This window comes from Kribbella sp. NPDC004138, assembly GCF_053603655.1.
In genome coordinates this window covers 53,037-80,024 of record NZ_JBSGFZ010000004.1, presented here as the reverse complement: position 1 = coordinate 80,024, position 26,988 = coordinate 53,037, and the positions used below count along the sequence as shown (strand labels likewise).

18 protein-coding genes and 2 pseudogenes are annotated in these 26,988 nt (G+C 70.1%); 9 read left to right on the top strand and 11 right to left on the bottom strand.

Translation table 11 applies throughout. The features are described from left to right. Window positions 1–53 precede the first annotated feature (53 nt). The 3 genes and pseudogenes from ACWEOO_RS06515 to ACWEOO_RS06505 all read left to right on the top strand — a co-directional run. Window positions 54–13,049 (top strand): annotated as a pseudogene (locus ACWEOO_RS06515) (glycosyltransferase); the annotation flags it as partial. 51 nt (window positions 13,050–13,100) lie between these two features. Further along, window positions 13,101–14,657 (top strand): annotated as a pseudogene (locus ACWEOO_RS06510) (alpha-amylase family protein); the annotation flags it as partial. Next, on the top strand, window positions 14,634–14,936 hold the full coding sequence (locus ACWEOO_RS06505) for an alpha-glucosidase C-terminal domain-containing protein (RefSeq protein ID WP_452142339.1): 303 nt from the start codon (window positions 14,634–14,636) through the stop codon (window positions 14,934–14,936). The pseudogene ACWEOO_RS06510 and the gene ACWEOO_RS06505, both read left to right, overlap by 24 nt. Window positions 14,937–14,939: 3 nt before the next feature. Here the strand turns inward: ACWEOO_RS06505 and ACWEOO_RS06500 are convergent, their stop codons facing one another. The 3 genes from ACWEOO_RS06500 to ACWEOO_RS06490 form a co-directional block, all read right to left on the bottom strand. Continuing rightward, a complete protein-coding gene (locus tag ACWEOO_RS06500; protein ID WP_452142115.1) occupies window positions 14,940–15,536 on the bottom strand; it encodes a hypothetical protein in 597 nt (198 codons plus the stop codon). Continuing rightward, window positions 15,533–16,147 (bottom strand): hypothetical protein, encoded by a 615-nt coding sequence (locus ACWEOO_RS06495; RefSeq protein WP_452142114.1) that lies wholly within the window; start codon window positions 16,145–16,147, stop codon window positions 15,533–15,535. The genes ACWEOO_RS06500 and ACWEOO_RS06495 overlap by 4 nt, the downstream gene beginning before the upstream one ends. A gap of 68 nt (window positions 16,148–16,215) precedes the next feature. After that, window positions 16,216–16,803: a TIGR03086 family metal-binding protein gene (locus ACWEOO_RS06490; RefSeq protein ID WP_452142113.1), complete on the bottom strand. Its 588-nt coding sequence runs from the start codon at window positions 16,801–16,803 to the stop codon at window positions 16,216–16,218. A 52-nt stretch (window positions 16,804–16,855) separates the two neighbouring features. Between ACWEOO_RS06490 and ACWEOO_RS06485 the strand changes: the two genes are divergently transcribed. The 4 genes from ACWEOO_RS06485 (at window position 16,856) to ACWEOO_RS06470 (ending at window position 19,566) form a co-directional block, all read left to right on the top strand. Further along, window positions 16,856–17,272, top strand: a complete 417-nt coding sequence (locus tag ACWEOO_RS06485; RefSeq protein WP_452142112.1) for a MarR family winged helix-turn-helix transcriptional regulator — start codon at window positions 16,856–16,858, stop codon at window positions 17,270–17,272. A 63-nt stretch (window positions 17,273–17,335) separates the two neighbouring features. After that, on the top strand, window positions 17,336–18,163 hold the full coding sequence (locus ACWEOO_RS06480) for a hypothetical protein (protein ID WP_452142111.1): 828 nt from the start codon (window positions 17,336–17,338) through the stop codon (window positions 18,161–18,163). A 234-nt stretch (window positions 18,164–18,397) separates the two neighbouring features. Continuing rightward, window positions 18,398–18,907 carry a sigma-70 family RNA polymerase sigma factor gene (locus tag ACWEOO_RS06475; protein ID WP_359940557.1) on the top strand — a complete coding sequence of 170 codons (510 nt, stop codon included), beginning with the start codon at window positions 18,398–18,400 and terminating at the stop codon, window positions 18,905–18,907. After that, window positions 18,904–19,566 carry an anti-sigma factor family protein gene (locus ACWEOO_RS06470; RefSeq protein ID WP_452142110.1) on the top strand — a complete coding sequence of 221 codons (663 nt, stop codon included), beginning with the start codon at window positions 18,904–18,906 and terminating at the stop codon, window positions 19,564–19,566. Before ACWEOO_RS06475 ends, ACWEOO_RS06470 begins: the two co-directional genes overlap by 4 nt. Window positions 19,567–19,897: 331 nt before the next feature. On the opposite strand, the gene ACWEOO_RS06465 is transcribed toward ACWEOO_RS06470, so the two are convergent. Beyond that, complete coding sequence (locus ACWEOO_RS06465) at window positions 19,898–20,137, bottom strand: hypothetical protein (RefSeq protein ID WP_359940554.1); 240 nt, start codon at window positions 20,135–20,137, stop codon at window positions 19,898–19,900. Between the two features lie 63 nt (window positions 20,138–20,200). Beyond that, the gene (locus tag ACWEOO_RS06460) at window positions 20,201–20,866 is read right to left on the bottom strand and encodes an ArsR/SmtB family transcription factor (RefSeq protein ID WP_452142109.1); all 666 of its coding nucleotides are present in this window, start codon (window positions 20,864–20,866) and stop codon (window positions 20,201–20,203) included. Window positions 20,867–21,076: 210 nt separating this feature from the next. Between ACWEOO_RS06460 and ACWEOO_RS06455 the strand changes: the two genes are divergently transcribed. Then, window positions 21,077–21,685 (top strand): flavin reductase family protein, encoded by a 609-nt coding sequence (locus tag ACWEOO_RS06455; RefSeq protein WP_452142108.1) that lies wholly within the window; start codon window positions 21,077–21,079, stop codon window positions 21,683–21,685. Window positions 21,686–21,786: 101 nt separating this feature from the next. Here the strand turns inward: ACWEOO_RS06455 and ACWEOO_RS06450 are convergent, their stop codons facing one another. From ACWEOO_RS06450 to ACWEOO_RS06430, 5 genes are read right to left on the bottom strand one after another with little or no spacing between them, the layout of a single operon-like run. After that, window positions 21,787–22,572: an arylamine N-acetyltransferase family protein gene (locus ACWEOO_RS06450; RefSeq protein WP_452142107.1), complete on the bottom strand. Its 786-nt coding sequence runs from the start codon at window positions 22,570–22,572 to the stop codon at window positions 21,787–21,789. Between the two features lie 24 nt (window positions 22,573–22,596). Then, window positions 22,597–22,992, bottom strand: coding sequence for a VOC family protein (locus ACWEOO_RS06445; RefSeq protein WP_363709931.1), 396 nt, complete (start codon window positions 22,990–22,992; stop codon window positions 22,597–22,599). 11 nt (window positions 22,993–23,003) lie between these two features. After that, the gene (locus ACWEOO_RS06440; RefSeq protein ID WP_452142106.1) at window positions 23,004–23,366 is read right to left on the bottom strand and encodes an SgcJ/EcaC family oxidoreductase; all 363 of its coding nucleotides are present in this window, start codon (window positions 23,364–23,366) and stop codon (window positions 23,004–23,006) included. Beyond that, entirely contained in the window at window positions 23,363–24,439 is a 1,077-nt protein-coding gene (locus tag ACWEOO_RS06435) for a YbfB/YjiJ family MFS transporter (RefSeq protein ID WP_452142105.1), read from the bottom strand. Before ACWEOO_RS06435 ends, ACWEOO_RS06440 begins: the two co-directional genes overlap by 4 nt. 1 nt (window position 24,440) lies before the next feature. Continuing rightward, a complete protein-coding gene (locus tag ACWEOO_RS06430; protein WP_452142104.1) occupies window positions 24,441–25,151 on the bottom strand; it encodes an SDR family NAD(P)-dependent oxidoreductase in 711 nt (236 codons plus the stop codon). A 116-nt stretch (window positions 25,152–25,267) separates the two neighbouring features. Here ACWEOO_RS06430 and ACWEOO_RS06425 point away from each other — a divergent pair, with 116 nt between their 5' ends. After that, the gene (locus ACWEOO_RS06425; protein ID WP_452142103.1) at window positions 25,268–26,170 is read left to right on the top strand and encodes a LysR family transcriptional regulator; all 903 of its coding nucleotides are present in this window, start codon (window positions 25,268–25,270) and stop codon (window positions 26,168–26,170) included. Here ACWEOO_RS06425 and ACWEOO_RS06420 read toward each other — a convergent pair whose 3' ends face one another. After that, window positions 26,171–26,947: a GntR family transcriptional regulator gene (locus ACWEOO_RS06420; RefSeq protein ID WP_452142102.1), complete on the bottom strand. Its 777-nt coding sequence runs from the start codon at window positions 26,945–26,947 to the stop codon at window positions 26,171–26,173. Window positions 26,948–26,988: the final 41 nt, after the last annotated feature.

The following is a 26,988-nucleotide window of genomic DNA, read 5'->3' as shown; positions in this document are numbered from 1 at the left end:
GCGAGTACCTGCGTCGGTATGCGACCGACGCCAATGCCGGCGGTCCCGTCGCGATGGCGGACGACGTCAAGCACGTCGCGGAGTTCCTCCGGACGATGGGCGACACGATCCTGCGGACCAAGCGCGAGCTGCTGATCATCGGCATCGTCAGCTGGATCACGATCCTGGCAGGACTCGGGCCGGTGATGGGGACGCTGATCCGCAAGCTCGGGCAGGAAGGCGTCAAACGGCTGCTGCTCCAGTTGCTGAAGAAGCTGGTGAACCGGGAAGCGAAGAAGCTGCAGGCGCGGATGGTCGGCGAGATGGTGGCGAACGCGGCGCAGCAGACCAGCAAGTTCGTGTTCAGCCGGCAGATGGTGCCGAAGGTGCTCGGGCTGGTCGGCGCGGAGGTGGCCGACGAGGTCATTCCGCACACGTTGGCCGGCTGGTGGGGCGAGGCGACCGGTCATGACCGGCGGTTGGTCGTCGACGGCAACGGCCGGCCCGTGAAAGATGCCGACGGCAACTTCGTCACCACGCACGACTGGGACTGGCGGGGTACGGCGATGACCACGGTCGGCGCGGTGGTCGGCGTACCGCTGTCGCACGGGGTCGGGGCCGGGCTCGCGAAGGTGCCGGGGCTCGGGAAGATCGGCCGTACGTTCGTCAACAACGCGATCACGTCGCCGCTGTCGAGCTCGCTGACCGCCCTGGGATTCGGCGAGGGCTGGCACAACCCGACCCTGCAGGAGGCCTGGCTGGCCGGCGCCCACGGCGCGGTGCGCAACTCCACGCCGAGCGATGTACACGGCCCATTGGAGTCGATCGGCGAGAAGGCCGGTGAGTACATCGGCAACAAGATCATCTCCGCGGTCCCCGGCGGCCATCCACCCGGCGGCGGCGGCCCTGACGGCGGCGGCCAACTCCAGTCCCCGCCAGCCGGCCAGACCACCCCCGCGAACGGCGCCCAGGACCTCGGCCAGGCTTCCAGTCAGAACACCGCCCAGAACGCAACGCAGAGCTCAACCCAGCAGACGCTGGCCCCGGTCGGCGCAGGCCTCGGCCAGACGACCACAAGCACCACCACGGCCGGTCGCCCAGCCCAGCCGGGTACGTCGTCCCCAACCAGCACCCAGCAATCCCGCGCGGACCAAGAGACCGCCGTACGCCGGAACCCAGCCACCCAACCCAGCGACACCGACCCCAACGACACCACAGACGAACAACTCACCACCCCCGACCAAACAGCCCAAGCCCCCGGCTCCAACGAGACCACCCCGGCCGACCACACCGCGCAGGCCCAGGCCGGGCAGGCGGATGCGACGGCGCGGGCGCAGGCCGGGCACGCTAACGCAACCCCGCAAGGTCAGACCGCCCAACCCAACGCGACCCCGCACACCCAGACGGCGCAGGCTGACGCGACCTCGCAAGGCCAGACCACGCAAGGCGATGCGACCCCGCGTGCCCAGACCGCGGTCGCCGACGCGACCGCTCAGGCGTCGCCGAGGGGCCCCGGCGCGCATGGGAGTTCGACGCCGCAAGCCGTCTCCGGCACACCGGACACGAAGCAGACCGCAGCGTCCTCCCACCAGGAGTCCTCGCACCCGACCACCCAGACCCTGGACGGGCGAGTACTCGCAGGCTCGCCCGCCGGGACGGTCTCCGCGACGCCTGTCATCCGCCGAGGCGCGCCGAGGCTCGACCCGGCCGGCCGGCCTCGCCGATCGCGCCCGGGCGAGGTCTTCGCGGATACCCGCCGCGGCGGCGCGCATCCGCACGTTCCCGGCGGATCGAGCCGGGTTTCCGTTGCAGACGACAACCACTTCCTGTACGGCGATCGCCGCGTGACCCCGCACGAGCTCGCGTCCCTCGCTCGCACCGCCAACCACGAGATCGTCACCGACGCACTGACTCCCGCCGCGGCCGCCTTGGCGCAGAAGCTCGCCGACATCACCGGGCAGGACGTCGTCCTGCGCTCTTCCGACGACACGCAGGTGCTCACCCCGGCCGACGATCCCGCCCTGCGCCCGGACGGTGTCGTCGTCCTCGAGGACGGCAAGCTCATCCGCAAACCCCGCGCGAACTCGGCGTACGGCATCGAGCTCGAGATCACCGAGGACAACCTCGGTACCTGCCTCGGCGCCGGCCGCTCGAAGACCGCGTTCGCGTTCTACGACAAGGTCGTCCTGGTCGCCCACCCCGGCGTGTCCCTTGCCGCCGAAGTGGCGCAGACCAACCACCTCCGCAGCCTCCCCGGCGGCGAGCACGTCATAGCCCCGATCCACCAGGTCACCACCCTCTTCGGCCGCGATGCGATTGTCGTCGACCGGTACGCGACCACCAGTCACGAAGTCCTCGACGAAGAAGCCCCGGACCCCGACTCCCGCATACCCGGACTGCCCACCCAGGCCACCCTCGAAAGTCTCCAGGCCCTCCACACCTTCGCCGTCGAGAACCACGTCCTCCCCGGCGACCTCCAGTTCGCCATCACCCACGACGGCCGGTTCCACGCATACGACATAGCCGGCACCCGCCAGATCACCGGCCCCAACGACCCCGCCCTCACCACCCTCAACACCTGGCTAACCTGGGCCGCCTCCCAACTGACCACCCCCACCACCCCCACCGCCGGCACCCTGGCCTCGGGTACGCCGGCCTCCGGCACGCCCGCCCCAAAGGCGTCGGCGGCGAAGAAGGTGCCGCCGCGGATCATCCGGCGGTCGAAGGCGGCGGAGGCGGAGGGCGAAGGTCGGGCACGACGCAGGCGACCGGACGAGGCCCGCACTGCGGACGGGGCGCGGCCTGCGGACGGGGCGCACCCTGCGGGCGGGATGCGGGTTGGGGAGGTTCAGGGGGTTGTGGACGGCGTGTTGCGGCGGATGCGGTTGCCGCGTGGGCTGCCGGTGAAGGTCGTTGTCGGCGCGAACAACGGCGTACTGGTGGAGGAGTACGGCATCGAGCCCGCCGCCGGTCCGCGGCCCGCGTACTTCCGGCTGGAGAACGGGACCGGTGTCGTCTACCTGTCCGCCTATGACCACCTGTCGGCCGAAGACGTGGCGGCGTCGGTCTGGCATGAGGTGGTCGGCCACTTCGGTTGGCGGCTGTTCAGTCCGGAGACACGCAGTGAAGTGCTCGCCGCGGTGCACGAGCTCCGTGGCCTCGACCCCGAACTCTCGGCCGAGATCGACGAGTTGTACCCCGACCAGCCCGTGGAGGTCCGGGACGAGGAGTTCCTCGCGGCGCTCGCGGAGGACGGCGTACCCGGTCGTCTGAGGCAGGCCTGGAACCACCTGCTGTCCACCCGTCTCGGCGATGCCTTCCTCCGCATCGGTGCCATCAGCAACGAAACCCTCGAACGCGCCCGCCGCGACCACCACCTGGAGCCGCTGCACACGATCCTTCGCTCCCTGGTCAGGGCCATCCGCCGGGGCCGCCCGGTCCACGATTCCCTGGTCGCGCCGCGATCCCGCACGTCCCGTCCCGGGCCGAACATCTCGCGGATCCGCCCCGCCCAGCAGAATCGGTACGACGGCGGTGGGCTGCCCGCGTTCACCAGCGGTGTCGTCGAGTCGGCGTACGACGACCTGCTCGAAGGCTCGCTCGACGAACGTGCACTCGCCGCAGCGCTTCCGGGCGCGCCGGGCAGCAAGGTCAAGCGATTCCTCGTCAGCGACGCGGATGAGCGGCATTTCGTAATCGAGGGTGCGCGGCTCAGTCCGCACCACCTCGCGGTGATGACCGACCTCTACCGGAACGTGTCGATCGTCCTCGACACCAGTACGCCGCAGGCCGCGGACCTGGCACAGCAGCTCGCCGACATCATGGGCGTCGACATCGTCGTCCGTACGCCGGACGGCTGGCAGAGCCTGCGCCCGCGGACGATGCCGCATCAAGAGGGCACGGTCGAGTTCGGCCCCGACGACACGCTGATCTTGCGTACGCCGGACAACCCCGACGGCGTACCGATCGACGACCTCGAGCCGCATCTCGGCCGCCTGCTCGGCGTCGGTGGGTCCAAAGCGGCCTTCGCGTTCTACGACAAGGTCGTGCTGATCGCGCTCCCGACGATCGAGGTGTCGTTCTTCAAGCAGCTCCGCCGGACGCTCGACCTGCTCACCAAACCCGGCGCGGCCGATGTCGTCGCGCCGGTCCGGTACACCACTGTCTTCGAACGCGACGCGTTCGTCGCCGACCGCTTCCCGACCATCAGTCGCGACATCTGGGCGAGCATCCCGGACTTCCACGGGCCGCAGGTGCTCCGTCCGACGCAGGCGACTCTCGACAGCCTGCTGGCGATCCGTGCGTTCTTCGTTGCGAACAACCTGGTCATCACCGACCTCCAGTTCGGGATTGACCCGGACGGTCGGTTCTGGGCGTACGACGTCGGCCGCGTCCGACCGTTGCCGTCCACGACTCCGCCGGCTGTTCCCGGCGGTGTGAACCTCGCCGTTTTCAGCCGCGCCGGGTCGAACCCGCTCGAGGTCGTCGACGCGTGGATCGCGTGGGCGGCCGACGGTCTCGGCGCCGAACGGATCTTCACCCCGCCGGTCGCCGTGCGCGGCGCCCCACCCCTCAACGAGAACCTCGAGCCCCCGTCGTACGACTGGACCACGGCGACGCACCTCACACCGGATGAGCTCTCCGCGCCGCCGGACGGCGGCGGCATCCGCCGAACCGCCGACCAGTTGGTGAAGCTCTACCCCGACACCCCCGAAGCACGCGACCGCGCCGTCGCCGAGCTCAAGCGCGCCCACCTCGCGGCACGTACCGGCTACGGCCCGGCGCCCCGAGGCCTGGTCACAGCGGAGCTCGACGGCACCCAGTACGTCGGCCTCGCAACAGACGCCGTCGACGGAGGCTCCATCACCACGCCGGGTGACGGGCGGTCGGCTGATCTTGAGGGCGCTGCGCTGAGCGGTGGTCCGGGTGTTCGGGCGGAGGCTGTTCGTTGGCGGCGGGTGGTGACGCTCGATACTGTGCTGCAGCTTCACGACTACGTTCGTCGGTTGGTTGCTCTTGGCCACCAACCGCCCGCCGATCTGCGTGGGTTCGTGGACGAGCGGGGCATCTTCCGTCCCGTCGAGTTCGCTGCTGTGGTCCCTGGCGGCCTGCTGCTCGGTGACGAGCTTTTGGCGGCTGCGATCGAGAATGTGAAGCGCGCGGCCGGCAATCACGACTCCGGTCGGGCCCGTCGCGTTTCCGGGCCGCGCGGCGACGACGCTGTCGCGGAGGTGTTCGGGCAGGTGCCGTCGTACCGGCGGTTGACGCTCGAGGAGCAGCGTCGGATGGTGACCGTCGTCGAAGCGGTCACCGGGAACGACGCGGTGCTGCTCGACGGGCTCAGGCCTGTGCTGACCAGTCCGGGGTTTCGGGCGCTCGGCCCTGACGCGTTGAAGGCGGAGGTCGAGAGTTGGGTCGGGCTCGAGTATGCGGACGTGTTCAGCAAGGGCGTCGAGTTCGATGCCGAGGTAACCGGGGCGCCGCAGGTGCCGGACGCACTAACAACCCGGCCGGCGGACTGGGCCGAAGCCACCGATCTCGGTGAGCTGCCGGCGTCGTTGCCGCGGATGAGCAGTGCCGGGGAGGCCGGGTCCGTCGCGCGGCTCGGCCCTCACTCCGGCGTCTATCTGATCGAGCGACCTGACGGCAGCGAGTGGGTCGTGAAGCTCTGGCCCGACGGGAGCCGGTACCGGGCGCAGGCGATCGCAGAGTACGAAGGCCTGCACGGCGCCGCCGCAACGGGTTACGGACCGACGCCGTACGGCTTGGTCCGGGCGACGATCGCCGGGCAGGACTACGCCGGTGTCGCAATGGCTCAGGCCCCGGGCGGCTTCATCGGTACGAGTGCTGTCGACCCCGCGGAGACCGAGCAGTGGCGTGCGGCTGTCACCTTCGACACCGTTCGCCAGTACGACCAGTACCTCCAACGGCTGCTGGACGCCGGCTACTACGTCCGGACCGACCTGCAGGTCTTTGTCGACGGCGACGGGAACCTCCGGCCGATCGACTTCGAGTTCGTCGCCGCGCTCCCGGCGGACGCGGCGGCTCGTCGTACGGCGATCGAGAGTCACGGGACCGGGTCGTTCATCGGCCGCGCCGTACGGCGTCAACTGCTCGAAGCGGCCGTCGCCAACGCGAGACGGCAGCAGGGCGACAGGTCACTGCTGGCTGCGACAGACGCAGTCGTCGCGGACCTCCTGCCCCTCCAGGAGCGGGAAACGATCGCCAGAGAAGCGTTCGGCCGATTGAAGCTGCCGAAGCATGTCCTGGACAGGATCGAATTGGTCACGCCACCGACCCAGGACGCGTTCTACCAGCGATATTGCCAGGTCGAGCGCATCACGGAACTGCGCAGGGGCCATTTCCAGCCGAATCCGGACGGCAGCGCGGAGTTGGTGATCACCCTCGACGCCAACCCGACGTGCGCCGCGATCATGGAAACCGTCCTGCACGAAGCTGCGCATCTCGTCTTCGCCGCGTCGAGCCCGGCGGAACAACTCCAGCTGCAGAACGACATCGACCGGATCCCAAGCACACCGCTCGTCCGGCAGTGGCGGCAGGAGATCACCGAGCTGTACGCCGGGGCGTCCCGCCACCTGGTCAACGAGGAGTTGCTCGCGAGAGCGTACGCGCACATCGTCGAGGAGTTCGGCGACGTGCCGTCGGCGGTACGGACCTGGCTCGACGGCGTCGTCACCGGGACCTTCGGCCGGATCTGCGTCCGTCTCGGTCTGGTCAGTCCCGAGGCTCTGCGGGACGCCAGGACCCGCCGGAACCACGACCTGGCCCCGTTCTACCGCGTGCTGCGCACCGCTCTCCGAGGCCGACAGCGCGCGATTCATCCGGCCAACTATCACCAGACCAGGGCAAGTCTCGGCCACGAGCAGTCCGACAGCTTCGACCAGGCCGTTCGTCGCAGCGGCGGTGCGCTGCAGGTGGCCGTCGACGTTCGGGACGCGCCGGCCACCGATACAGCGCATCCGACGCTGGAGGCGGCCCGGGTGCAGCGGCAGTTGGCGGCCGCCCAGCAGCGGCTCGATCAGGCGATCGCGGCCTGGAACCTGGCTCTGGAGCAGGGCGCCTTGCCGGATGCCGCGCTGGAGAAGGCACTCGACGAGGCCGCAGACGTGTTCGTGCTTCGCCGCGACGAGGCCGGTCGACAACTTGGGCGCGACGCTGTGCTCGCGGCGATCCGTCAGCTCGAGACCACCGTGACGGAAGATCATCGCGCGTTCGTTGTACTGACCCGCGAGGACGGGTCCAGCCGCCGGCTAGTGCTGCACAACGCCGGCAACCGGCCGCGGTACGTCGACAGTGACCAGCAGGACGTCGAGCGCAGCGCCGTCCTCCGCGGGGCCCGGTCCGACGTCGTCAGCGTCGAGGCGCTGGTCCTGGATCCCGCCGGTACGCCGGTGCCCTTCGCCGGCAAGCCGATCGGTACCCACAACGAGTACGGCGCCGAGACTCCCGTCTCGCCGGACGAACTGCTGCACCTGCCTGCCGACCAGCACGCGGCCGTCCTCGCCCGGATCGACCGCGGTTCTCCGATGCGTGCTCCCGCGGACGACAGCCTCGTACGGTTCTGGAGCGACGCCCCGGCGCTCCCCGACGCGATCGAGAACGTGACCGCGATCGAGCCGGTCGGCCCCGGCTGGCTGCGGGTCACCACCCGGGATGGCCTGACCCTGCTGGCCGGCGTACGGCGTGGGCCGGTGACGCACGGCGAGGTGACGGTCGAACGCGTCGGCGACCACGAGTCGGCCGCGTTCGTGATTATTGTTGCTGAGGGCATCGATCGTGAGCTGGCCGACCTGACCTTCGGGCAGCTGATCGACGCCGAGCTGGACGCCGACTGGGTCGAGGCGGCCGCGGCCGGACACATCGCGGCGCTCGCGGCGCAGCTCGAGATCGTGGAGCCGGTCAGGGCGAGTCTGCAGGCGGCGGACGAAGCGTTCGCGATGCCGCCGGCCGACGTGTCGCTCGTCGACTGGTCAACGGTGCGCGAAGCCCTGACCGACATCCGCGCGGGACTGGACGATCCGTACCGGCCGGCGAACTTGGCCCTCGCCGCCGACCGTTTGCGGACGGCTCACACACAGGTCCCGGCCCCGGGAGCGCTGCACGAGCTCGCAACCGCCGCGAGCCAGGCCGCCGCGCAGCTCGGGGGAAGCGCAGCGCTGCGCCGCGGGTACGACGTACCGGACCGGCTGACGCCGGCCGACGTACTGACCGCAACGAAGCTCCAGGTCCGGCACCGACGGCTGAACGCCGGAACGCCGGACCAGCTCGGCCGGTACGACGCCCGGCGACTGAACCGCCGGCGCCGCGCCAGACTGCGCGAGGCGGTGTCCGCGGCCGGGCTCGACATCGGCGCCGTGAACCACTTCGACCGGTTCCGGCTGCTCGACCGCTCCGGCTACGGCACACTCGTCGAGCTCGCTCTCGAGTACGGCGCGCGACCGGGCCTGGTCGCGGGCCTTCCGCTGACCGTCGACATTGGTTGGCTGGACGAGACGTTGCGTCGACCGCGATTCCAGCAGGCGGTGGGTGCCACGCTGGCGCCGACGGAGCAGGCCGGTGTGGTCACGGTCAGTGTGAATGGGCACCAATCCTTCACCCTCGCGGTTCGCCTGGACGGGCAGGGCCAGCCGTCGGCCGATCCGGTCGCGGATGTCGTGGTGCCGTTCGAGGCGGACCGCGAAGCTGATCCGAGTGTTCACGAGCTGGCCGGACGGGTGGCGAAGGCGATCGAGAGTCACCGGTCGGCGGCCGACCGGGTGTCCGCGGATCTGCTGACCTGGCAGGCGCTGGGCGGCCAGGCCGGTCACGAGCTCAGTCTCAACGACCAGGCCGCAGTCGGTTGGCTGCGCAGCTTCAGCCTGCACCATGCCGAACCGACCTGGCGGGACGCTCGGGCCTTGCGGGAATTCCTTTATCAGAAGGGGTTGCTGCCCAGCAGCCCTGACTACGAGCCCAAGCTCGCCGCGCTGCGGAGCCTGGACCGGGAGCTCGCGGACTATGTGCTGAGGCACAACGGCGCGCGCCGGGTCACCCGCGTCCGCGGGCTGATCGAGACCCGCCCGCTCGGCGAGGCCGGTATCGAGCCGAGCCGGGCGGTCATCCCGGTGTTCGACGGCAGCGACCTGGTTCGGCTGGCCTCCTGGCTCAATCGTTTCGAGGAGGGCCCGCACGGCCGGGGCCTGTCCTTCGCCCGCTCGGGCGAGAACACCGTGGCGATCACCGTCCCGCGTACCGACGGCTCGCCGGATGTCGTCACCGTCGTCGTCGAGCCGGGCGCCGGGCTCGCCGCCCGGCACGGCCAGGTGGTGCGCGGCGCCGAGGCATCGACGTACCACCTCCGGACTCCACCGGGCGTCGACCGGTTGCGGGGCGAACGGCTCACGATCGAGGGTCTGTACGCCGTGGTCGCGGAGCACCTGGACAGCACGACGCCGCTGCCGCCCGGAATCGCGGCGGTGCTCGCGCGCTTCGAGCAGCAGCTGGTGTCCGCCGCCGGCTGGCGCACGTTCCGGATGCTGGTCAAGGACCTGACCGAACATCTGGCCGAGCTCGGCCTGGACGACCAGGCACTGACGGAGCTGAACGATCTCATCCCTTCGTCGCTGCGGCGAGTCCTGACCCGGCGCGGCCGGGCGCGATCGGCCCAGGCGATGGCCGAGCAGCTCGAGGAGCGCCTCGACCGCGGTGAAGCCGAGCCCTCCCGGGTGCCGCGGCGCGCGATCTTCCTGAGCGGGATGGCGCTGGACAAGTTGCTGATCGGCGTCGGCAACGCCGCACTCGGCCTGGCCCTGTTCCACAACTCGTCGTGGCTGGGCGCGACCTTCGCGATCGGCTACGGCCTGGCGGAGGGCTGCGGACAGGGCTATCTGATGTACCGGGGTCAGCTGGCCGGCGAGAAGCTCGAGCAGGCCGTCCGTGGCCGGGGCGCCGCGCTGCGAGCCGAGCGAGAGACGGCCCAGGCCGCGATGCTGCGCGACGACGTCCGGGACGTGATCCGGCCGCTGCTCGAGAACGTGGTCAGGGTCCCGGCAGCAGAACCCGCACGACCGACGCCAACGGCACGCCGCTGGTCGACGTACGAAAGCGAGCCCTGGGTCTTGCAGCGCTCACAGCGCTATCACCTGTGGTCCAACCTGCCGTACGGCGTGATGTCGACGATCGAGCCCATCGCGCTGGTCGGAGCCGGCGCGGGTCAGTGGGCCTTGGCTGCCGTGTTCGGGGTCACGGCCGGGCTCGGGTACGTCGGCGCGTCCTTCGGCGAACGGCGCCGTACCCGCCATGACGTCGCGAATCGCCTGCGGCAAGGCCAGTTCGACGACGTACGCCGGATCCACGCGCGCCGGCAGGAGGAAGCGCTGCGGGCCCGCAATCTGCAACTCGGCATCAGCGCGCTGATCCGGGAGGCCGGACAGACCCCGCCCGCCGCGGCGACCACCCTGCTCGCTCGCCGGGTCAGTGACGACGAGCTCGGTCGGCCGGTGTTCGACCGGCGTCCGAACCGAGGCCTGGACATCGGCCAGGTCCTTGATGTCCGGTACCCGACGATCCTGGCGCCAGGCGCGGTCGGGACGGCGATCGGTCTGTTCGTCAGCCCTGTGGTGGCGGCGGTCCAGGCCGGCAACACGATCGTCAACACCTGGATCAACGCCATGGTCGAAAGCGGGTACGGCGACCTCGACACGCACTACACCGACCTCACGTCCGCCCAGCTCGCGCACGCGTCGCTGGTCCGCAGTCGCCAGAGCGACGACCGGTTGCTGGGCGGTGTCCACGACCTGGTCTGGTCCGCGCTGGCAGAGTCCGGCGGCACTCGGCCCGCCGTACCGGGTCAGGTCGTCGCGGACCTCGTCGTCGCCGAACCGCAGGCGCCGATCATGCCGCCGTTCTGGCGGAAGATCTTCCCGCTGACCGCGTTGCTGCCGGGGATCGGCGAGTTCGCCGCGGTCAGCGCCCTGGGATCGACCGTGGCCGCCGTGACGGAAGCCGGGGAGACCGCGAAGGACGAGGTGACGACCGGTTCGGTGAACGCCGTCCTGACCAGCATCACCGGCACCGCCGGCCACTACCCGCTGAACTGGTTCCGCGCGGGCAAACAGGCGCTGCAGGGGTACCACCGGATGGCCGAGGGGGCGATCGCGGAAGGCAAGACCAAGCAGCGCGCCTTGCGGGCGGTGCTGGACGACGACCAGCACGGCAACGCGGCGGCTCTGGGACAGCTGTTCACCACGGAGGGCCGGACCGTCGACAACTCGGCCGCGGTCGCCCAGATGACGGCCGGCCTGTTCGCCGACGGGAGGACGAGGGCGCTGCTGGAGCTGCTGACGAAGCTCGACGGCGCCGAGGTCGATCCGGCCGATCCGCTGCGGGTCCGGGTGGAGCGGGACGGTCGCTCGCGGCAGTTGATGTTCGTCGTGGGTGATGTGGAGAACCACGCGCCGGCGAAATGGGAGGCCGACGAGGACAGCGTCACCGTGACCGTTTCGCGGTTGCTGAGAGATGCCGTCGAGGTGTTTCCGGCGGTCGGGCACGAACTGCGCGAGATCGGTGAGCTGCTGGTCGGGACCCCGGCCGACGGCGCGCACGAACGCGGACAGGAGACCCAGTTGGCCGTGTTGGGTTGGGTGGCCGACCAGGCGCCGGAGTCCGACCCGAAGACCGGCGTACGGGCCGATCTCGCTCTGCTCGACACCGTCACCAGTCTCGGCCTGATGCCTTGGACCGTGTCCGAGCGGTTCGCTCTTCTGGAGCCCGAATTGATCCCACTGATCGATCGCGTCGCGTCGCGCGTCGACGTACTGGAACAGGACGTGGCCGCGGTGTCGTTGGCGCCCGGCACCGCGCGACCACTGAGAATCGCGCACAACTCCTGGGAGTCGGCACTGCAGGGCCTCGGCGCGCAGGTCGGCGGCCTGGGATCGGTGGTCAAGGCACTGCTGCCCGCGCAGGTCGGCCTGGGGCACTACGCGCTCAACGTCACTAGGCAGTTGTTCGGCTTCGGCGCGGCCGGACTGACCGAGCTCATCAGCCAGGGCCGCGGCCTGCAGGTGATGTTGATCCCGCCGCCCGACGGGTACCGGACCGAGGACCACCTCAAGGCCGACGAGGTCGGCTGGTCCGATGCGATGAGCGACCGGACGCTGGCCGCCTGGCAGGAGTACCTGGCCGCGCACCCCGACCAGCTGCCCGACGTACTGCACGCCCACGACGGATGGATGACCCGGTCCGCGTTCGACCTCGCCGACGCGTACGGCGTACCGGTGGTGCTGACCGTGCACGCGACCGAGATCGGCCGGCGTGATGGCCGGCTGGACACCGACACCAGCCGCAGCATCCATGCGCTGGAGTGGCGCACAGTTCGCCGCGCCGACCACGTCATCGTCAACTCGCCCAAGATGAAGGAGGAGGCGGTCGCGGCCTTCCACCTGTCACCGGACCGCGTCACGATCATTCCCAACGGCACCGACCCGAGCCGGTGGAAGATCGACCGCGCCACGGTGGATCGTGACTCGGCTCGTGCCCGGCTGCAGGCGGGGCCGCAGGACACGGTGATCTACTACCAGGGCAGGTTGGCCAAGGAGAAAGGCGTCCAGGACCTGATCGCCGCGTTGCCGGCCGTCCAACGGCGTTACCCCGACGCGAAACTGCGGGTCGTCGGGGACGACACGGGCGAGTTCGCCGCCGAGCTGAAGCAACAGGTGTCCGCGCTGGTGACCGAAGGGCGCCTCGCCGCCGGGGACGTCGTCTTCCTCGGCCGGATCGGCCACGCCGAGGGCCTGCCGGAGCTGGTGGCCAGTGCCGACGTCGGCGTGATCCCGAGCCGTTACGAGCCGTTCGGTGTGGTCGCGAACGAGCTGGCCACCGCCGGGCTGCCGCTGGTGGCCTCGGACCAGATCGGATTCGTTGACCAGAGCAACGGTCTGGCCTATCCGGCCGGTGCCGTCGACGAGCTGGTCACGGCAATCCTCGGTGTCCTGGACGATCCGGCCGGCGCCGGGCGGCGGGCCGAAGCCGCACGGGAGAAGGCGCTGTCCCCGATGTACCACTGGGAGGTGATCGCGCAGCAGACCGTCGACGTCTACCGCGGCATCGAAGCGCACCAGGTGCGCAGTCCCGAGGAGATCGGAGAGGTGGTCTACCCCGGGAGCGGCGACGGCGGGCACTGGTACCAGAGCGCCGTGTTCTATCAGGCGCTGGTCCGGGCCTACCGCGACGGCGACGGTGACGGCTACGGCGACCTCCGCGGCCTGATCGAGCAGCTCGACTACATCGAACTGCTCGGCGTCGACTGCCTGTGGCTGAACCCGATCTACCCCTCGCCGCTCAAGGACGGCGGGTACGACGTCAGCGACTACACCGACGTCCACCCGAGCGCGGGCACCCTCGACGACTTCAAGGAACTGCTCGCCGAGGCCCACCGGCGGGGCATCCGGATCATCGTCGACTTCGTCCCGAACCACAGCTCCGACCAGCACCCGTGGTTCCAGGAGTCCCGCCGCGATCCCGACGGCCCGTACGGCGACTTCTACGTCTGGTCGGACACGCCCGAGCGGTTCTACACCCCGCTGCACACCGATCCGGACGGCGGCGAGTACATCGTCGATCCGGACACCGGCGAGCGGCGGGCCATCGACCCGGAGTCGACCTGGCTGCGCATCACGTCGGCGTCCGGCCAACCGTTGATCGGTCCGCGGATCATCTTCACCGACACCGAGACCTCGAACTGGACCTGGGACCCGGTGCGCGGGCAGTACTTCTGGCACCGGTTCTTCAGCCACCAGCCGGACCTGAACTTCGAGAATCCCGCGGTCCAGCAGGCGATCCTCGACGCGCAGGAGTTCTGGCTCGACCTCGGCGTCGACGGGTTCCGGGTGGACGCCGTGCCGTACCTGTACGTCCGGGAAGGCACGAACGGCGAGAACCTGCCGGAGACGCACGCCTTCGTCCGGCGGATGCGCGCGCTCGCCGACCGGTACGACGCGATGGTGCTGTGCGAGGCCAACCAGCCGCTCGACGACCTGATGGCGTACTTCGGCGACCCGGCCAAGGGCGGCGACGGATTCCAGATGGCGTTCGACTTCGCGTTGATGCCCCGCCTGTACATGGCACTCGCGAGCGAGGTGGCCGAGCCGATCCGCGAGCTCGTCCGGCATCGTCCCGCCCTGCCCGCGAGCGCCGCGCTGATGACGTTCCTGGACAACCACGACGAGCGCACCACCGAGATGGTCAGCAACGCCGAACGCAAGTACCTGCACGCGACGTACGACCCGACGCACCAGCGCAAGTCCAACGACGGCTTCGTCGGACGGCTGGCGCCGCTGCTCGGCAACGACCCCGCGCGGATCAAGCTGGCCAACGGACTGCTGTTCGCGCTGAGCGGGTCGCCGATCATCTACTACGGCGACGAGCTCGGCATGGGCGACAACCCGGCGCTGCCGGACCGGGACGCCCAGCGCACCCCGATGCCGTGGCGCCCGGACCGCAACGCGGGCTTCTCGGTCGCCGCGCCGTACCGGCCGTCGAACGGCGACCCCGACCCCCGGCATCTCTACCTGCCGCCGGCCGACGGTTTCCGAGGCATCAATGTCGAGGAGCAGCTGTACGACGAGTCGTCGCTGCTGCACTGGACCCGCGACCTGATCCGGGCGTACAAGCAGCATCCTGCGCTTGCCATAGGCAACTTCATCGATCTCGACGGCAGCAACGGCCACGTGCTCGCGTTCGCCCGGCAGGACGGTGACGAGGTGGTGCTCGGGATCTTCAACCTCGCCGGCACGACCCAGGCGACCGATCTGGATCTGAGCGCCTGGGCCGGACGGCGACCGGCCGACATCCTCGGGCCGCAGCGGTTCCGGGTGATCGGCGACCTGCCGTACGCCGTCACGCTGGAAGGCAACGGCTTCTACTGGCTCACCCTGAGCCGCCGCGCACCGAAGTGAGCTTCAGCGGGCTTCGTCGAGGTACGCGGCGCCGTTGGCCAGGAGCAGCTGAACCGCAGGCAGAACGCGGTCGAGCATCGGCTCGGCCTCGGCGTCGACGCCCTGTCCGGCTTCGGCGCGAGCGAAGTACTCGCAGGCGAGCCAGAGGCTGTCGCAGGCATGGCCCCAGGTCCACAGCTCGTAGCTGAACCCGTCGACCCGCGCCGTCGGGTTGGCGGGGACGGCGCCGAGGCCGTAACGCCCGGGGGCGCTCGGGTGCTCGCCCGAGCCGACGAGCAGCGACCTGATCCGGCAGCTGCGCGCGAACTCCTGTGCCTCCGCGGTCCCCGGCTCGACCTCGACGAGCAGGTCGCGGCCGAGCAGCTTGTCGAGCACAACCGGCGCCGCAGCAATCCCACCGGCCCGGGCGACGGTCTCGGCGGTCGCCCGGGTCCAGGGAGCGTCGGCAGTGCCGGGTACGCCGTGAGCGAGGGCCCACACGGCCAGCTCATCGCCGGCCTCGAGCTCGTACTGCTGCCAGCCGATCCGGACGACGTGCTGCCCGCCCGGATGATTCGCGCCGAGGTAGTGGCCGACCGGGAAGATCAGTGCGTTGCTCATGCGCTCACTCCACTCAACCGGAAGCTGACATCGACGTACGCCGCATTGACCAGCAGCAGCGGGTGCAGAGCCGCCAGAAACCTGGCGAGCAGCATCTCGGCGTCGACACCGCCCGTCGTGTCCTCAGCAGTTCGGCGAACCAGATCCGCCGCGCTCTCACAGACGGCCCAGAGCGTGTCGTCCATCGCCGACCACTGCCACAGGTCGTAGACGGCGAAGTCGACGTGCAGCACCGGCTGTCCGAGGAAGCCGATGGCGAACCGGCCGGGATCGCTCGCGGTGTTCCCCAGCCCGAGCATCAGCGGCGTCAGCTGATGGCTGCGCGCGAAGTCGAGCGTCTCCTCGCCGGCGAGGCTGACCTCGGCCAGCAGTCCGATGCCGAGCAGTTCCTGGACGAGATCCGCGGCGTTCGCGATCCCCGTGTGCCGGGCGAGCTCCACGATCGAGTCGCGCTGCCAGGTGATCTGTTCGGCCACCGCATGCGGGGAGCCGTGCGCGAGTGCCCAGACCGCGTACTGCCGGTCGTCCAGCGCGACCACGTCGGTCCCGCGCCGTACCCGGCCGGCGCCGACGAGGTGCCCGATCGGGAGCATCAACCGTTCGTCATTCATGCGTACGACGCTCGGCCGCCGATGCCGCCGACGGCCGCGGATGGCCGGATCAGGCAAGTATCTGACCGCTAGTTGGGCCAGCGTGGATCGCGGCCGAGGTGCGCGACGATCCGGTCGAGCGGGTCGTCACCGGACCACGCGACGTCGGGCGCGAACGGCGAGCCGGGCGTGCGGCGTACGTCGCCGGTCGGGACGACCTGGGCCACCGCCTGGGCCGCCTCGAGCGTGGCGGGGGCGAAGGTGACCGTCGTACCGAGGGACTTCGCGACGTCCCAGCTGTGCACGACGTAGTCGATGAAGTGGAAGCTGATCGCCTGCCCGCCGGGGAAGTCGGCGCCGAACTCCACGAGCGGGAACGTGCGGTCCGCGACGCCGGGCTCCGCGAACGCGTCCAGGACGTGCTCGGCGGACTCGACGTACGCCTTCACCGGGTCGTCGCCGAGGTCGCGCAGCTTCCAGACCGCCGGATCGGACTCGCCGCGGGACGCGGCCGCGAAGCCGTAGTGCTGGGTGGCCATGTGGGCGAGCAGACCGTACAGCGTCCAGGCCCGGCACGGCGTCGGCCGGGACAGGTCGGCGGGGGTCGCGGTCGAGACGAGCTCGATGCCGGCCCGGACGGCCTCGGCGTCGAGCGGAACATAGTCAATAGTGTGCATGCGCCTATCGTATGCGCCAGCATATGATTGCGCCAGTGCTACCTTTCCCGGCATGGCAACCGAGCGTCCCGACCTGGCCGCGATGCTGTACCCGCTGGTGCGGGAGCTGATCGCGCTCGAGCTGCCGGTGCTCGCCGCCCACGAGGTCTCGATGTGGGGCTACTCGGTGCTCACCGCGCTGGACGACACCCCGGTCCGGACCCAGGCCGCGCTCGCTGAGGCGATCGGCGCGGACAAGTCCCGCATCATCGGGACCCTCGACGAGCTCCAGCAGGCCGGGCTGATCGACCGCACCCCGGACCCCGCCGACCGTCGCGTCCGGCTGCTCGCGATCACGCCGCAGGGTCGGCGCGTACGCCGTACCGTCCGCAAGGAGATCCAGGCGCAGGAGGAACAGGTCCTCACCGCGCTCACGCCGGCCGATCGCAAGGCCTTCCTCCGCATCCTGCAGGAGCTGCACTCACGCTGACGGTGGAGGCCTTTCCCTCGCGCGAGTGATCCGATCGCCTCCGGAGCTCAACAGACTGGCGGCATGAAGCGAGCGGTCGTGGTGTGGGCAGTGGCGTACGGCGGTCTGCGGGTCTGGTTCGCGACCGGGCACGCCTTCGAGTGGAAGTTGCCGGGCAGTGACCTGTTGATTCCGAACTGGGCCGCGGCGATCGGCTGTCTCGTCACAGCCTTGGCCGTGATCCGTGTCCGGCCGCGGTTGCTCTGGGTGCTCGCCGCGGGCTGGCTCGCCGCGGCTGGGTTCATCCTGCTCGACCTGGTCGCGATGGTCCTGCCGGGTCTCGGAATTCCCTTCGATCTGCTCGGGATGCTCAGCCGTCTCGGCGCGGTCGCGGGCGCCGTACTGCTCGGCCGCCTGGCGAAAGCTCATCAGGCCGCGGCCCAGCCGTGGCCGCACTGGGCCTCGGTCGCCGGCGCCTGCCTGGCCGTCGCCGGCTGCCTGACCAGGCTCGCGGCGCAGGCGGTCGTCGGCTTCGGGCAGATGCCGTACGACGGCAACTTGTCGGTCCTTCTGTTCGAAGGTGGCTTCGTGCTGGCGGGAACGCTCCTGCCGTTCCTGCTCGTGCACCGCATCGGCCGGTACTTCCCGCGATGGCTCCTCCTGCTCCCCGGCTTCACGCTCGGCGCGGGCATCACGGCGTACTTCACGGTCGGGCTGATCCAGATGATCGTCAACGTGCTCCAGGGCGAGCCCGCGTACGGCGATGTCGGTCTGCCGGACAGCTTCTTCTGGGTCGCGGTCCCGGCGTACGTCGTCTGGGGCGCCGGGCTGACCGTCGCCGCGCGCGGGTACCAATTCGCCACCCGGAAGGCAACCGATCCGGAGTGTGATCTAGAAATCACTCACCGTTGAACCATGTACTGCGTTCAATCGTTCGAACCAGGCACACGACCAAACCACACCGCGAGGAGCGGCGCTGCTGTGCTCCGGCTCGATGGCCGGCGCGTACTTCACGGTGCACCAGGCGGGTGCTTTGCTGCCTGTGCAGAATGGTGGCGAGAAGGCGGCGCTCTTCTTCAGCCGCAGTGACCAAGTGACGTGTCCGACTCGATCTTCCACCCCGCTGTCCACAGAGCAGGAGCGCCGATGGCCGACGACCGGGCGATGCTGCTGCGTGAGCTGCATGACGTCCACGCGCCTGCGCTGTGGCGGTTCGTCGTCCGGCTGACCGGCGACGACCGGCTGGCCGAAGACGTCGTCCAGGAGACCCTGCTTCGCGCGTGGCGGCGGCCGAACATCCTGACCGAGGACGAGGCCGGGGCCCGGGCCTGGCTGTTCACGGTGGCGCGCAACCTCGTCATCGACGACCGGCGCAGCGCCCGGGTCAGCCGGGAGGTCGCCAGCGACGACCTCCCGGAGAACCCGAGCGCCGACCACGCGAACGCCGTACTCGACGCCTGGCTGGTGGCCGAGTCACTGGCGCAGCTGTCGGAGGAACACCGGCAGGTGATCGTTCGCGCGTACTACGGACGCCGGACGGTCACCGACATCGCCGAAGAGCTGGACATCCCGTCAGGCACCGTGAAGTCGCGGCTGCACTACGGGCTGCGGGCGTTGAAGCTCGCGCTGCAGGAGAAGGGGGTGACAAGCCAGTGAGTGACCCGTACCGGGATTGGGACGCGGCCTACTTGCTCGGCGCGCTGTCGGCGAAGGACCGGCGTGTGTACGAGGAGCATCTGCACACCTGTGCGGAATGCTCGGCCGGGGTCGCGTCGCTGGCCGGCGTACCCGGTGTGCTGGCCGCGTTGCCGGCCGAGCGGGCGATGGCCACCGTCGCGGCCGACCCGCCGAACCTGCTGCCCGGCCTGGTCCGCACCGTCCAGCGCGACCGGCGCCGGCAGCGGATCCGGCTCGGTGCGCTGACCGCCGGCATCGCGGTCGCCGCCGCCGTGATCGGCGCGCTCGTCGTGCTCCCGCTGACCCGCGACGAGCCGAAGGGCGACTACGTCGTGCTCGCCCAGACGGTGTCCAGCAAACTGTCCGCGGACGCCCGGCTGGTGCCCGAGCCGTGGGGGACGACGATCGAGATCAGCTGCCGGTACGACGAGCTCGCGACGCCGAGCGAACGCGCCCGCGGATACGAGCTGTACGTCACCGACACGTCCGGCAAGGTGCAGCTGATCGCGAGCTGGACGTCCGCGCCCGGGACGACGGTGAAACCGGCGGCGACGACGAAGCTGCAGCGCAACGAGATCCGGGCCCTGGACATCCGCAGCTCCGAAACCGGACGAGTGTTACTGGCAGTTCGTTTCTGAACACGAATGCACACAGGCTGTCGGGGCACCTAGAGGTGAAGGGACGACAGTCGCTCGAGAGGCCGTCGTTCCAGACCCCGGCGTTCAGGGACGTGCGCCGGGGTCGCCGTACGTCGTGACCGGGCCGCAAGAAAGTTCTGGGGAATCTGTAACACTCGCGCCGTCACCAGCGATACACCCTGTGTAACGCCACCGAGGACCCCGTCCCAGGTCAACCGCCCGAAGGGCCTGGGCCGGGGTGCTCGATGCTTCTGAGGCGCCCTGGCAGCGTTACGTGCAAAGGCCCCCGGTGATTCATCACCACCGGGGGCCTTCGCGTTGCGTACCCTCCCTAGGACGCTTGCTCAGTCGGGCCTTCCGACGCGGGCAGAGCGATCCGGTCGGCCGGCAGGCGTTCCGTCCGCTCGTTGCCGTCGTCGCCCTCGTACTGCACCAGAGCGGTCCATCCCGATTCCTCGTGATCGCGGCCGATCAGCCAGCCGCGACGCCAGGTGTCATCGACCAGGACGACGACATGGCTGGGCAGAGGGAGTCGGGACACCAGATCGGTGCCGGGCTCGAACTCAGTCATGGCCGAAGGCTAGGTGCAAAACGGCCGCGGCGCCTCTTGAAAGCGTGTTCCCGCATCCGGTTCTCAGAATCCGAACGCCTGGACCGCGCCGTTCACCTTGAGAGCGCGGCCACCCGGGATGTGCGTCACCCAGCCGTGGCGCAACGCGTGCTCACACAATGCCGCGCCTACCGCACCTGCCAGATGCGGTCGTCGTTCGGTCACGTCCAGGCACGACCTGACTGCCGGGCGTCCGCGGCGGGTGCTGAGCTCGATGCCGAGATCGTCCAGCCAGGCTTGGCCTTTCGGCGTCAGGCTGATCCCCTCGGACCAGTCGACCAGACCCCGCTCCGTCATCGCGTCGGCGAGAGCGACGCCGAGTTTGCCTGCCAGATGGTCGTAGCACGTCCGCGCCCGGGCGAACGCGTCCCGTTTGCTCACGGCCGCCAGACTGTTCACCACCTCGGGCCGCCGCGGCGCCAACGCGGCAAGCCCTTCGAGCAACTCGGCCGTGTCCGGTCCGGCCAGCTTCACGTACCGGTGCCGACCCTGTCGTACTTCGGTCAGCAGCCCGCCGCCGACCAGCAGATTCAAGTGCTCGCTGATCGTCGGCCGGGACACCTTCGCCACCTTGGCCAACTCACTCGCCGTCCACGCCCGCCCATCCAGCAACGCCAGACAAACCGTCGCCCGAGTCCCATCAGCCAACATCCGCGCCCAGCCCGCCAACTCCTCACCTTCGGCACTCATAACCCCATCATCCCGCCCCCACACTTAGCCCCCCACCGAACCATCCAGCCACACGGCAAACGCCGGCCGCGAGCACGGGTGCCTGAGGCGAGCTGTGGGTGTGCGGGTGCCTGGGGGAGGCTTGGGGTGCGGGGTGGGTTTGGGCTCGGGCTGGTGCCGGCGCAACGGTTCGGCGTGTGCCGAACGAAACCGCGCCTAGCGTCGAGCTTCGTGACGCACCTGACGATCGAACCATTCATCCTGTACGTCGGGACGCCGGTCGCCCTGCTCAGCACCGAGAACGAGGACGGCACCGTCAACCTCGCCCCGATGTCGTCCGCGTGGGCGCTCGGTGACGTGGTGGTCCTGGGGGTCGGTGTCTCCGGGCAGACGGCGATCAACCTGCGTGAGCGCCGGGACGTCGTGATCAACTACCCGTCGCCCGACCAGTGGACAGCCGTCGAACGGCTCGCCCCCTTGACCGCCGCGCACCCGGTCCCCGAGCACAAACGCGCCCGCTTCCACCACGAACGCGAGAAGTTCAAAGCAGCCGGCCTCACCCCGACGCCCTCCGAACTCGTCACCCCGCCCCGTGTCGCCGAATGCCCGCTCCAGTTCGAAGCGACGGTCGTCCACGCGCAACTCGATGCCAGCGGCAACTTCCTGATCGCCCAGGCCGAAGTCCGGCGGGTCCACGCCGCCGAGCACATCGTCGTACCAGGAACCTCGCACGTCGACCCCGCCGCCTGGTCACCCCTCATCTACAACTTCCGCCACTACTACGGCCTGGGCCCCGAGCTGGGCGAATCCTTCCGCACCGAAACCCCAAGACATGCGTGACGAGAGCCGAGTCGTGGCGATTGGCTCCGGCCCCCTCCGCCGAGTCGTGGACTGTGGTCGTCCGGCGCAGCCAGTTCCCACGACTCGGCGATGGCGGTCGCCTACATCAGGCGTAGGCGGTCGATTTCTTCGTCGGTGAGGATTACGTCGAGGGACGCCAGTACGTCGGGGAGGTCTGCGGCGGGCACGGCGCGGGAAGTGTTGCGGCCGTCGGCGTGTTCGACGGTCAGCGTGTCGCCGACCAGGCGGCGTACGACGCCTTCGGCGACGCGCATGACGACGGGGCGGCCGGTGAAGGGGGAGTTGGGGTGGGTGGAGACGTAGTGGTGGTAGACCTCGTAGTCGATCGGCCGCACCGGTTCGTCGTTGGAGGCGTGCTGGGGGATCCAGCCGTCGGCGGTCTTCTTGGACAGGGTCCAGACGTCGCCCTGCAGCTCCAGGCGGTGGTCCCAGCCGGCCTGGTCGACGACGGCGCCGTCCTTGAGCGGCGTGGGGTACAGCTGCCCGGCCCCGAACCCCACGTCGGCCAGGAACTCCTGCCCGTCGACGCCGACCTTGAGCAGCGCGTGCGTCCGCGGCCCGGCCTTGTGCGGTTGCACGCGAGCGACCCGCCGTACGACGTCGTACCCGAGCTGCTCGAGCGCGGCGCCGAACAGGAGCGCGTGCTCGTAGCAGTACCCGCCGCGCTGCCGGCCGACAAGCTTGGACTGGATCGCGTCGAGGCCGATGCCGGGGTGGGTGCCGAGGATCACATCGATGTTCTCGAACGGGATCGCCAGCACGTGCGCCTGGTGGAGGCTGCGCAGTGCGTCGGCCGACGGCGGCACACGGTCGTGCCCGATCCGGGCGAGGTAGGCGTCCAGGTCGAGGGTCTCGATGTTCCACATGCCCGCTACCTCAACACTTCCAGTTCACTTGAGGTCAAGCTCCGTGAACAACGTGAGCTGGATGCCGCCGGGGGTTTCGAGGCGGGCGTTCAGCGAGTTCCACGGCGTCCGGGTGGGTTCGGCGACCACCTCGGCGCCGGCCTCGGCCAGCCGGGCCGTCGTCCCGGCCGAGTCGTCGACCTCGAGCGCGACCCGGAACTTGCCGGCCACCCGCCGCCCGACCTCGACCTCGTCGATGTAGTCGGCCTGCGCGCGATTCGCGATCTCGAGCGTCGCGCGCCCGGCCTCGAGGATCATCACCTCGGCATCGCCCGTCGTGTAGGACTCGCGCTCGGGCAGCCCGAGCGCGTCCCGGTAGAAGGCCACCGCGGCGTCATAGTCGTCAACCGTCACAACCAGCCGAAGCTCTTTGGCACTCATGCGGCCAGTATCTACAACCGCGAGACCTGGTAGTGCGCGATCAGCCAGCCTTCGTCGGTCCGGCGCAGCAGTACGCCGAGGTTGACGGTCAGGGTCGGGCGGTCGGTGAACGTGAAGTCGACCGTCAAGTAGCCGAGGATCAGATCGTCGGCGAGCTCCCGGGTCTCCAGGATCCGGTACCGCGGCGACAGGCCGAGCGGCTGCGAGTCGTAGTACCCGGCGACCGCGTCGCGCCCGACGCCGTACGGGTGTAAGCCCTGGAAAACGGCGTCCTTCGTGAAGAGCGCCGCGACGCGGGACGGATCGTGGTCGTCGATACCCGACTTCCACTGGTCCAGAACGGTGGTGAGGACGGTGGTGAGGACGTGGTTCATGCGATTCTCCTGAGGGGATGAGCGGCGATCGCGGCCAGCGCGACGACGCCGGCGCTGACGAGGAGCGCCTGGTGGTATCCGTTGTGCAGTAGCGGACCGACCGCCAGCGGGCCGACGATCTGGCCGAGGCTGTAGCCGGTGGTGAGGACCGCGACGGCGTGTGGCACGCGGAGTTCGGTGCCGAGCGCGATCGCGAGGTTGGCGACGCCGAGGAACGTGGCGCCGAAGAGTGCGGCCGAGACGAGCGCCGCCGCAACGCTGGGAAGGACGGCCGGCAGCGCGATACCGACTGCCTGGACGAGCAACGCGACCATCAGCAGTGCCGACCGTGACCATCGCCGGCCGAGCCGCGCCCAGAGCGCGGTCGACGGTACGGCGGCCAGCCCGACGACGATCCAGGCGCTGGTGCCGGCCGGGCCGGAGGCGGTTTCGTTGATCGCGGCAACGAGGAACGTACCGGCGATGATGTAGCCGATCCCTTCCAGGGTGTAGCTGGTGAGCAGCGCGGTGAAATGGCGCGACCTGGTCCCGCCGGCGACAGTGGCAGGTGCCGACGAGCCGGTCAGGTGCCAGGCCGGGATCGCGCAGGCGACCGTCAGCAGGGCGGTGATCCACCACGCCGTACGCCAACTGCCGCCGACCAGGACCATGCCCGACACGGCGATGCCCGCGCCGACGCCGCCGAACGTCCAGCCGACGTGATGGCTCTGCAGCCGGGGGAGCACGGCGTTGACAGCGATCACGAACACCAACGCGCTCGCGATTCCCGCGACCAGGCGCAGACCGAGCCAGAGCGAAGAGCTCAGCGGCATCAGCGCGAGGGTCGCGGCCAGGATCAGCAGCGACAGCCGGAGCGCCCAGCGGGAGTGCAGCAGCCGCGGTACGACGACCGCTGCCAACGCACCGGCCAGGTAGCCGGTGTAGTTGGCCGTCGCGAGCGCTGCTCCGAGACGCGGCGAAAGACCGGCCTGCGAGTGCATCAGCGGCAGGATCGGCGTGTACGCGAACCGGCCGATGCCCATACCGCCGGCCAGTGCCGCCGCGCCTTGTCCCGCCAGGCGCCACTGCTTCATGTCACTGACCTGCCTGCTGGCCGCCGTCGACGTGCAGGATCTCGCCGGTGACGAACTTCGCGGTCTCCAGGTACGTGACCGCGTCGACGATCTCCTCGATCTCGCCGAGCCGGCCGACCGGGTGCAGCGCCGCGAGGAACTCGTGCGTCTCCTCCGGGTGCATCGGCGTCCGGATGACGCCCGGAGCGACCGCGTTCACCCGGACGTTGCGCGCCGCGTACTCGGTGGCCAGCGACCTCGTGGCGGAGTTCATACCGCCCTTGGTCAGCGCGGCCAGGACGGCCGGGACACTGCTGAAGCCGCGGTCGGCGAACGTCGTGGTGATGCTCACCACGTGACCGCCGTCGGGGTTCTCGAGCATCGCGGCGATCGCCCGCCGGGTGACGTCGAAGAAACCGCGCAGGTTCAGGCCGGTGACGACGTCGTAGTCCTCGTCGGTGTACTCGGTGAACGGCTTCGCGACGAAGATGCCCGCGTTGTTGACCAGCGTGTCGATCCGGCCGAACGCCTCCAGACCCTGCTCGATCACCCGGGCGCCGGTGCCGGGCTCGGCGAGGTCGCCGGGAACGGTCAGTACGCCGGGGTCGTCGGAGGGCGTGATCGTGCGCGAGTTCGCGACGACGGCGTAGCCGAGCTTGCGGTAGGCCGTCACGAGCCCGGCGCCGATGCCCTGGGAGGCTCCGGTGATCACGGCGACTTTCTGGTGGTTCATGGTGCTCCTGTTCGGGAAATGGTGCTGTCTGTAGTTCGATAGTTGTCGAACCATGGAGGCTTTTCCACGACCGGTTTGCTCTCAGCTGGGAGGCTCGGCCTACTAGGCTGCGGGGCGTGGAGCTGCGCCAGTTGCGGTACTTCGTGGCGGTCGCCGAGGAGCTGAACTTCGGCCGGGCCGCGGCGCGGCTGCACATCGCGGGGCCGTCCCTGTCGCAGCAGATCAAGTCGCTCGAGCGGGACCTCGGCGTACCGCTGTTCGAACGCGATCGCCGGACCGTGCGGCTGACCGCGTTCGGGGAGACGCTGCTGCCGCAGACGCGAGCGTTGCTCGAGCAGGCCGACGCGCTCCGGCGTACGGCCCGGGGGTTCGCGGCCAGCGAGCCGGTGCGGCTGGGGTACGTCAGCTGGCGGCCGCCCGATCTGGCCGAGCGGGTGTCCGGGGTTGCGCAACTGCTCGTCGATACCTGGGTGATGCCGTCGCACACGCAGGCAGGCCGGGTCTCGGAGGGGAGCATCGACCTGGCGATCTGCTGGGTGCGCGCGACCGACCTCGCGGAACAGGAGTTGTCCGGCTCGTTGCTGGGGGCGGATCGCCTGTTCGCGGTCTCGGTCGGCGACGACTCGCCGGTGCGAGCGGGCGACACCGTCGTGCTGGTGGACGCGGACACCGAGGCCTGGGCCTCCTGGAACATCTACGCGATCGAGTTCGCCCGCGCCACCGGTGCGTCAGTGGAGCGGATCGACGACCACGGCATCACCGGGCCGGCGTTCTACGAGCACGTACGCCGTCTGCGCCGTCCGGTCGTCAGCTCACCCAAACGGGACGCGACGCCGCTGCCGCGCGACTTCGCCCGGCGGCAGGTCGTCGACCCGATCCCGGTCTGGACCTGGGCTCTGGTGGCACGCCGCGACGAGGAGCGCCCCGCCGTACTCGCGGCGGTCGAGGCGCTGACGCGGGACGTGAAGGTGGAGTTCGACCCGGACGCCTGGCTGCCGGCCGACGACCCGTTCCGCTGATCACCAAGCCTGGGTCAGCGCGGTGGCGGTGGACGGGGTCAGGCGGTAGCCGGTGTGGGCCGAGAACTCGGCGGACAGGCCGAAGCGGTCGCCGCGGACGAGGGTGTGGCGCCACTCGACAGGGCGGTTCTGTGACGTGCCTTGACGGATGATCGAGAACGCCGCGGCCTCGGGCGGACAGTGCAGGAGCGCGCGTTCGGCCGTCGTGGGGACGACGGCGCGGATGTCCTCGCGGCCGTGGTCGAGAGTGATGCCGGCCCGTTCGGCCAGCTCGTTGTAGAGGCTGGTGTGCGTGAAGTCCGCGTCCAGGAGCGGCTCCGCGAGGGTGGCGGGCAGCCAGACGCGGTCGAGCGCGAGCGGCTCGTCGCCGGCGTACCGGAGGCGCTCGAGGTAGAGCAGCGGGATCGACGCCTCGAGGTCGAGACGGGCCGCGATCACCCCGTCGGCGCGGACGTCGAGCGCCCGCACGACGCTGTGCTGCGGCAGGCCGGACTCCTCGACCGAGGAGAACAGGCTGTAGAGCGCGCCCATCGGCTGCCGGATCTCGGGCGCTGTCGCGACCCGCGGCTGCCGGCCGCGCTCGGCGAGGATCAGGCCGTCGGTGCGCAGTTGCGCGAGCGCCTGGCGGACGGTGTGCCGGCTGACCGCGTACTCCTCGACCAGCGCGAGCTCACCCGGGAACGCGTCGTCGAACTCCCCGGACCGCAGCCGCCGGACCAGGTCCGCCTGCAACTGCTTCCAGAGCGGCTCGCCGCCGCCACGTTCGAGCTTGCGCACGCGGGTTCCCTCCAGAGTTGCCAAATGTCCGGTCATCTCCT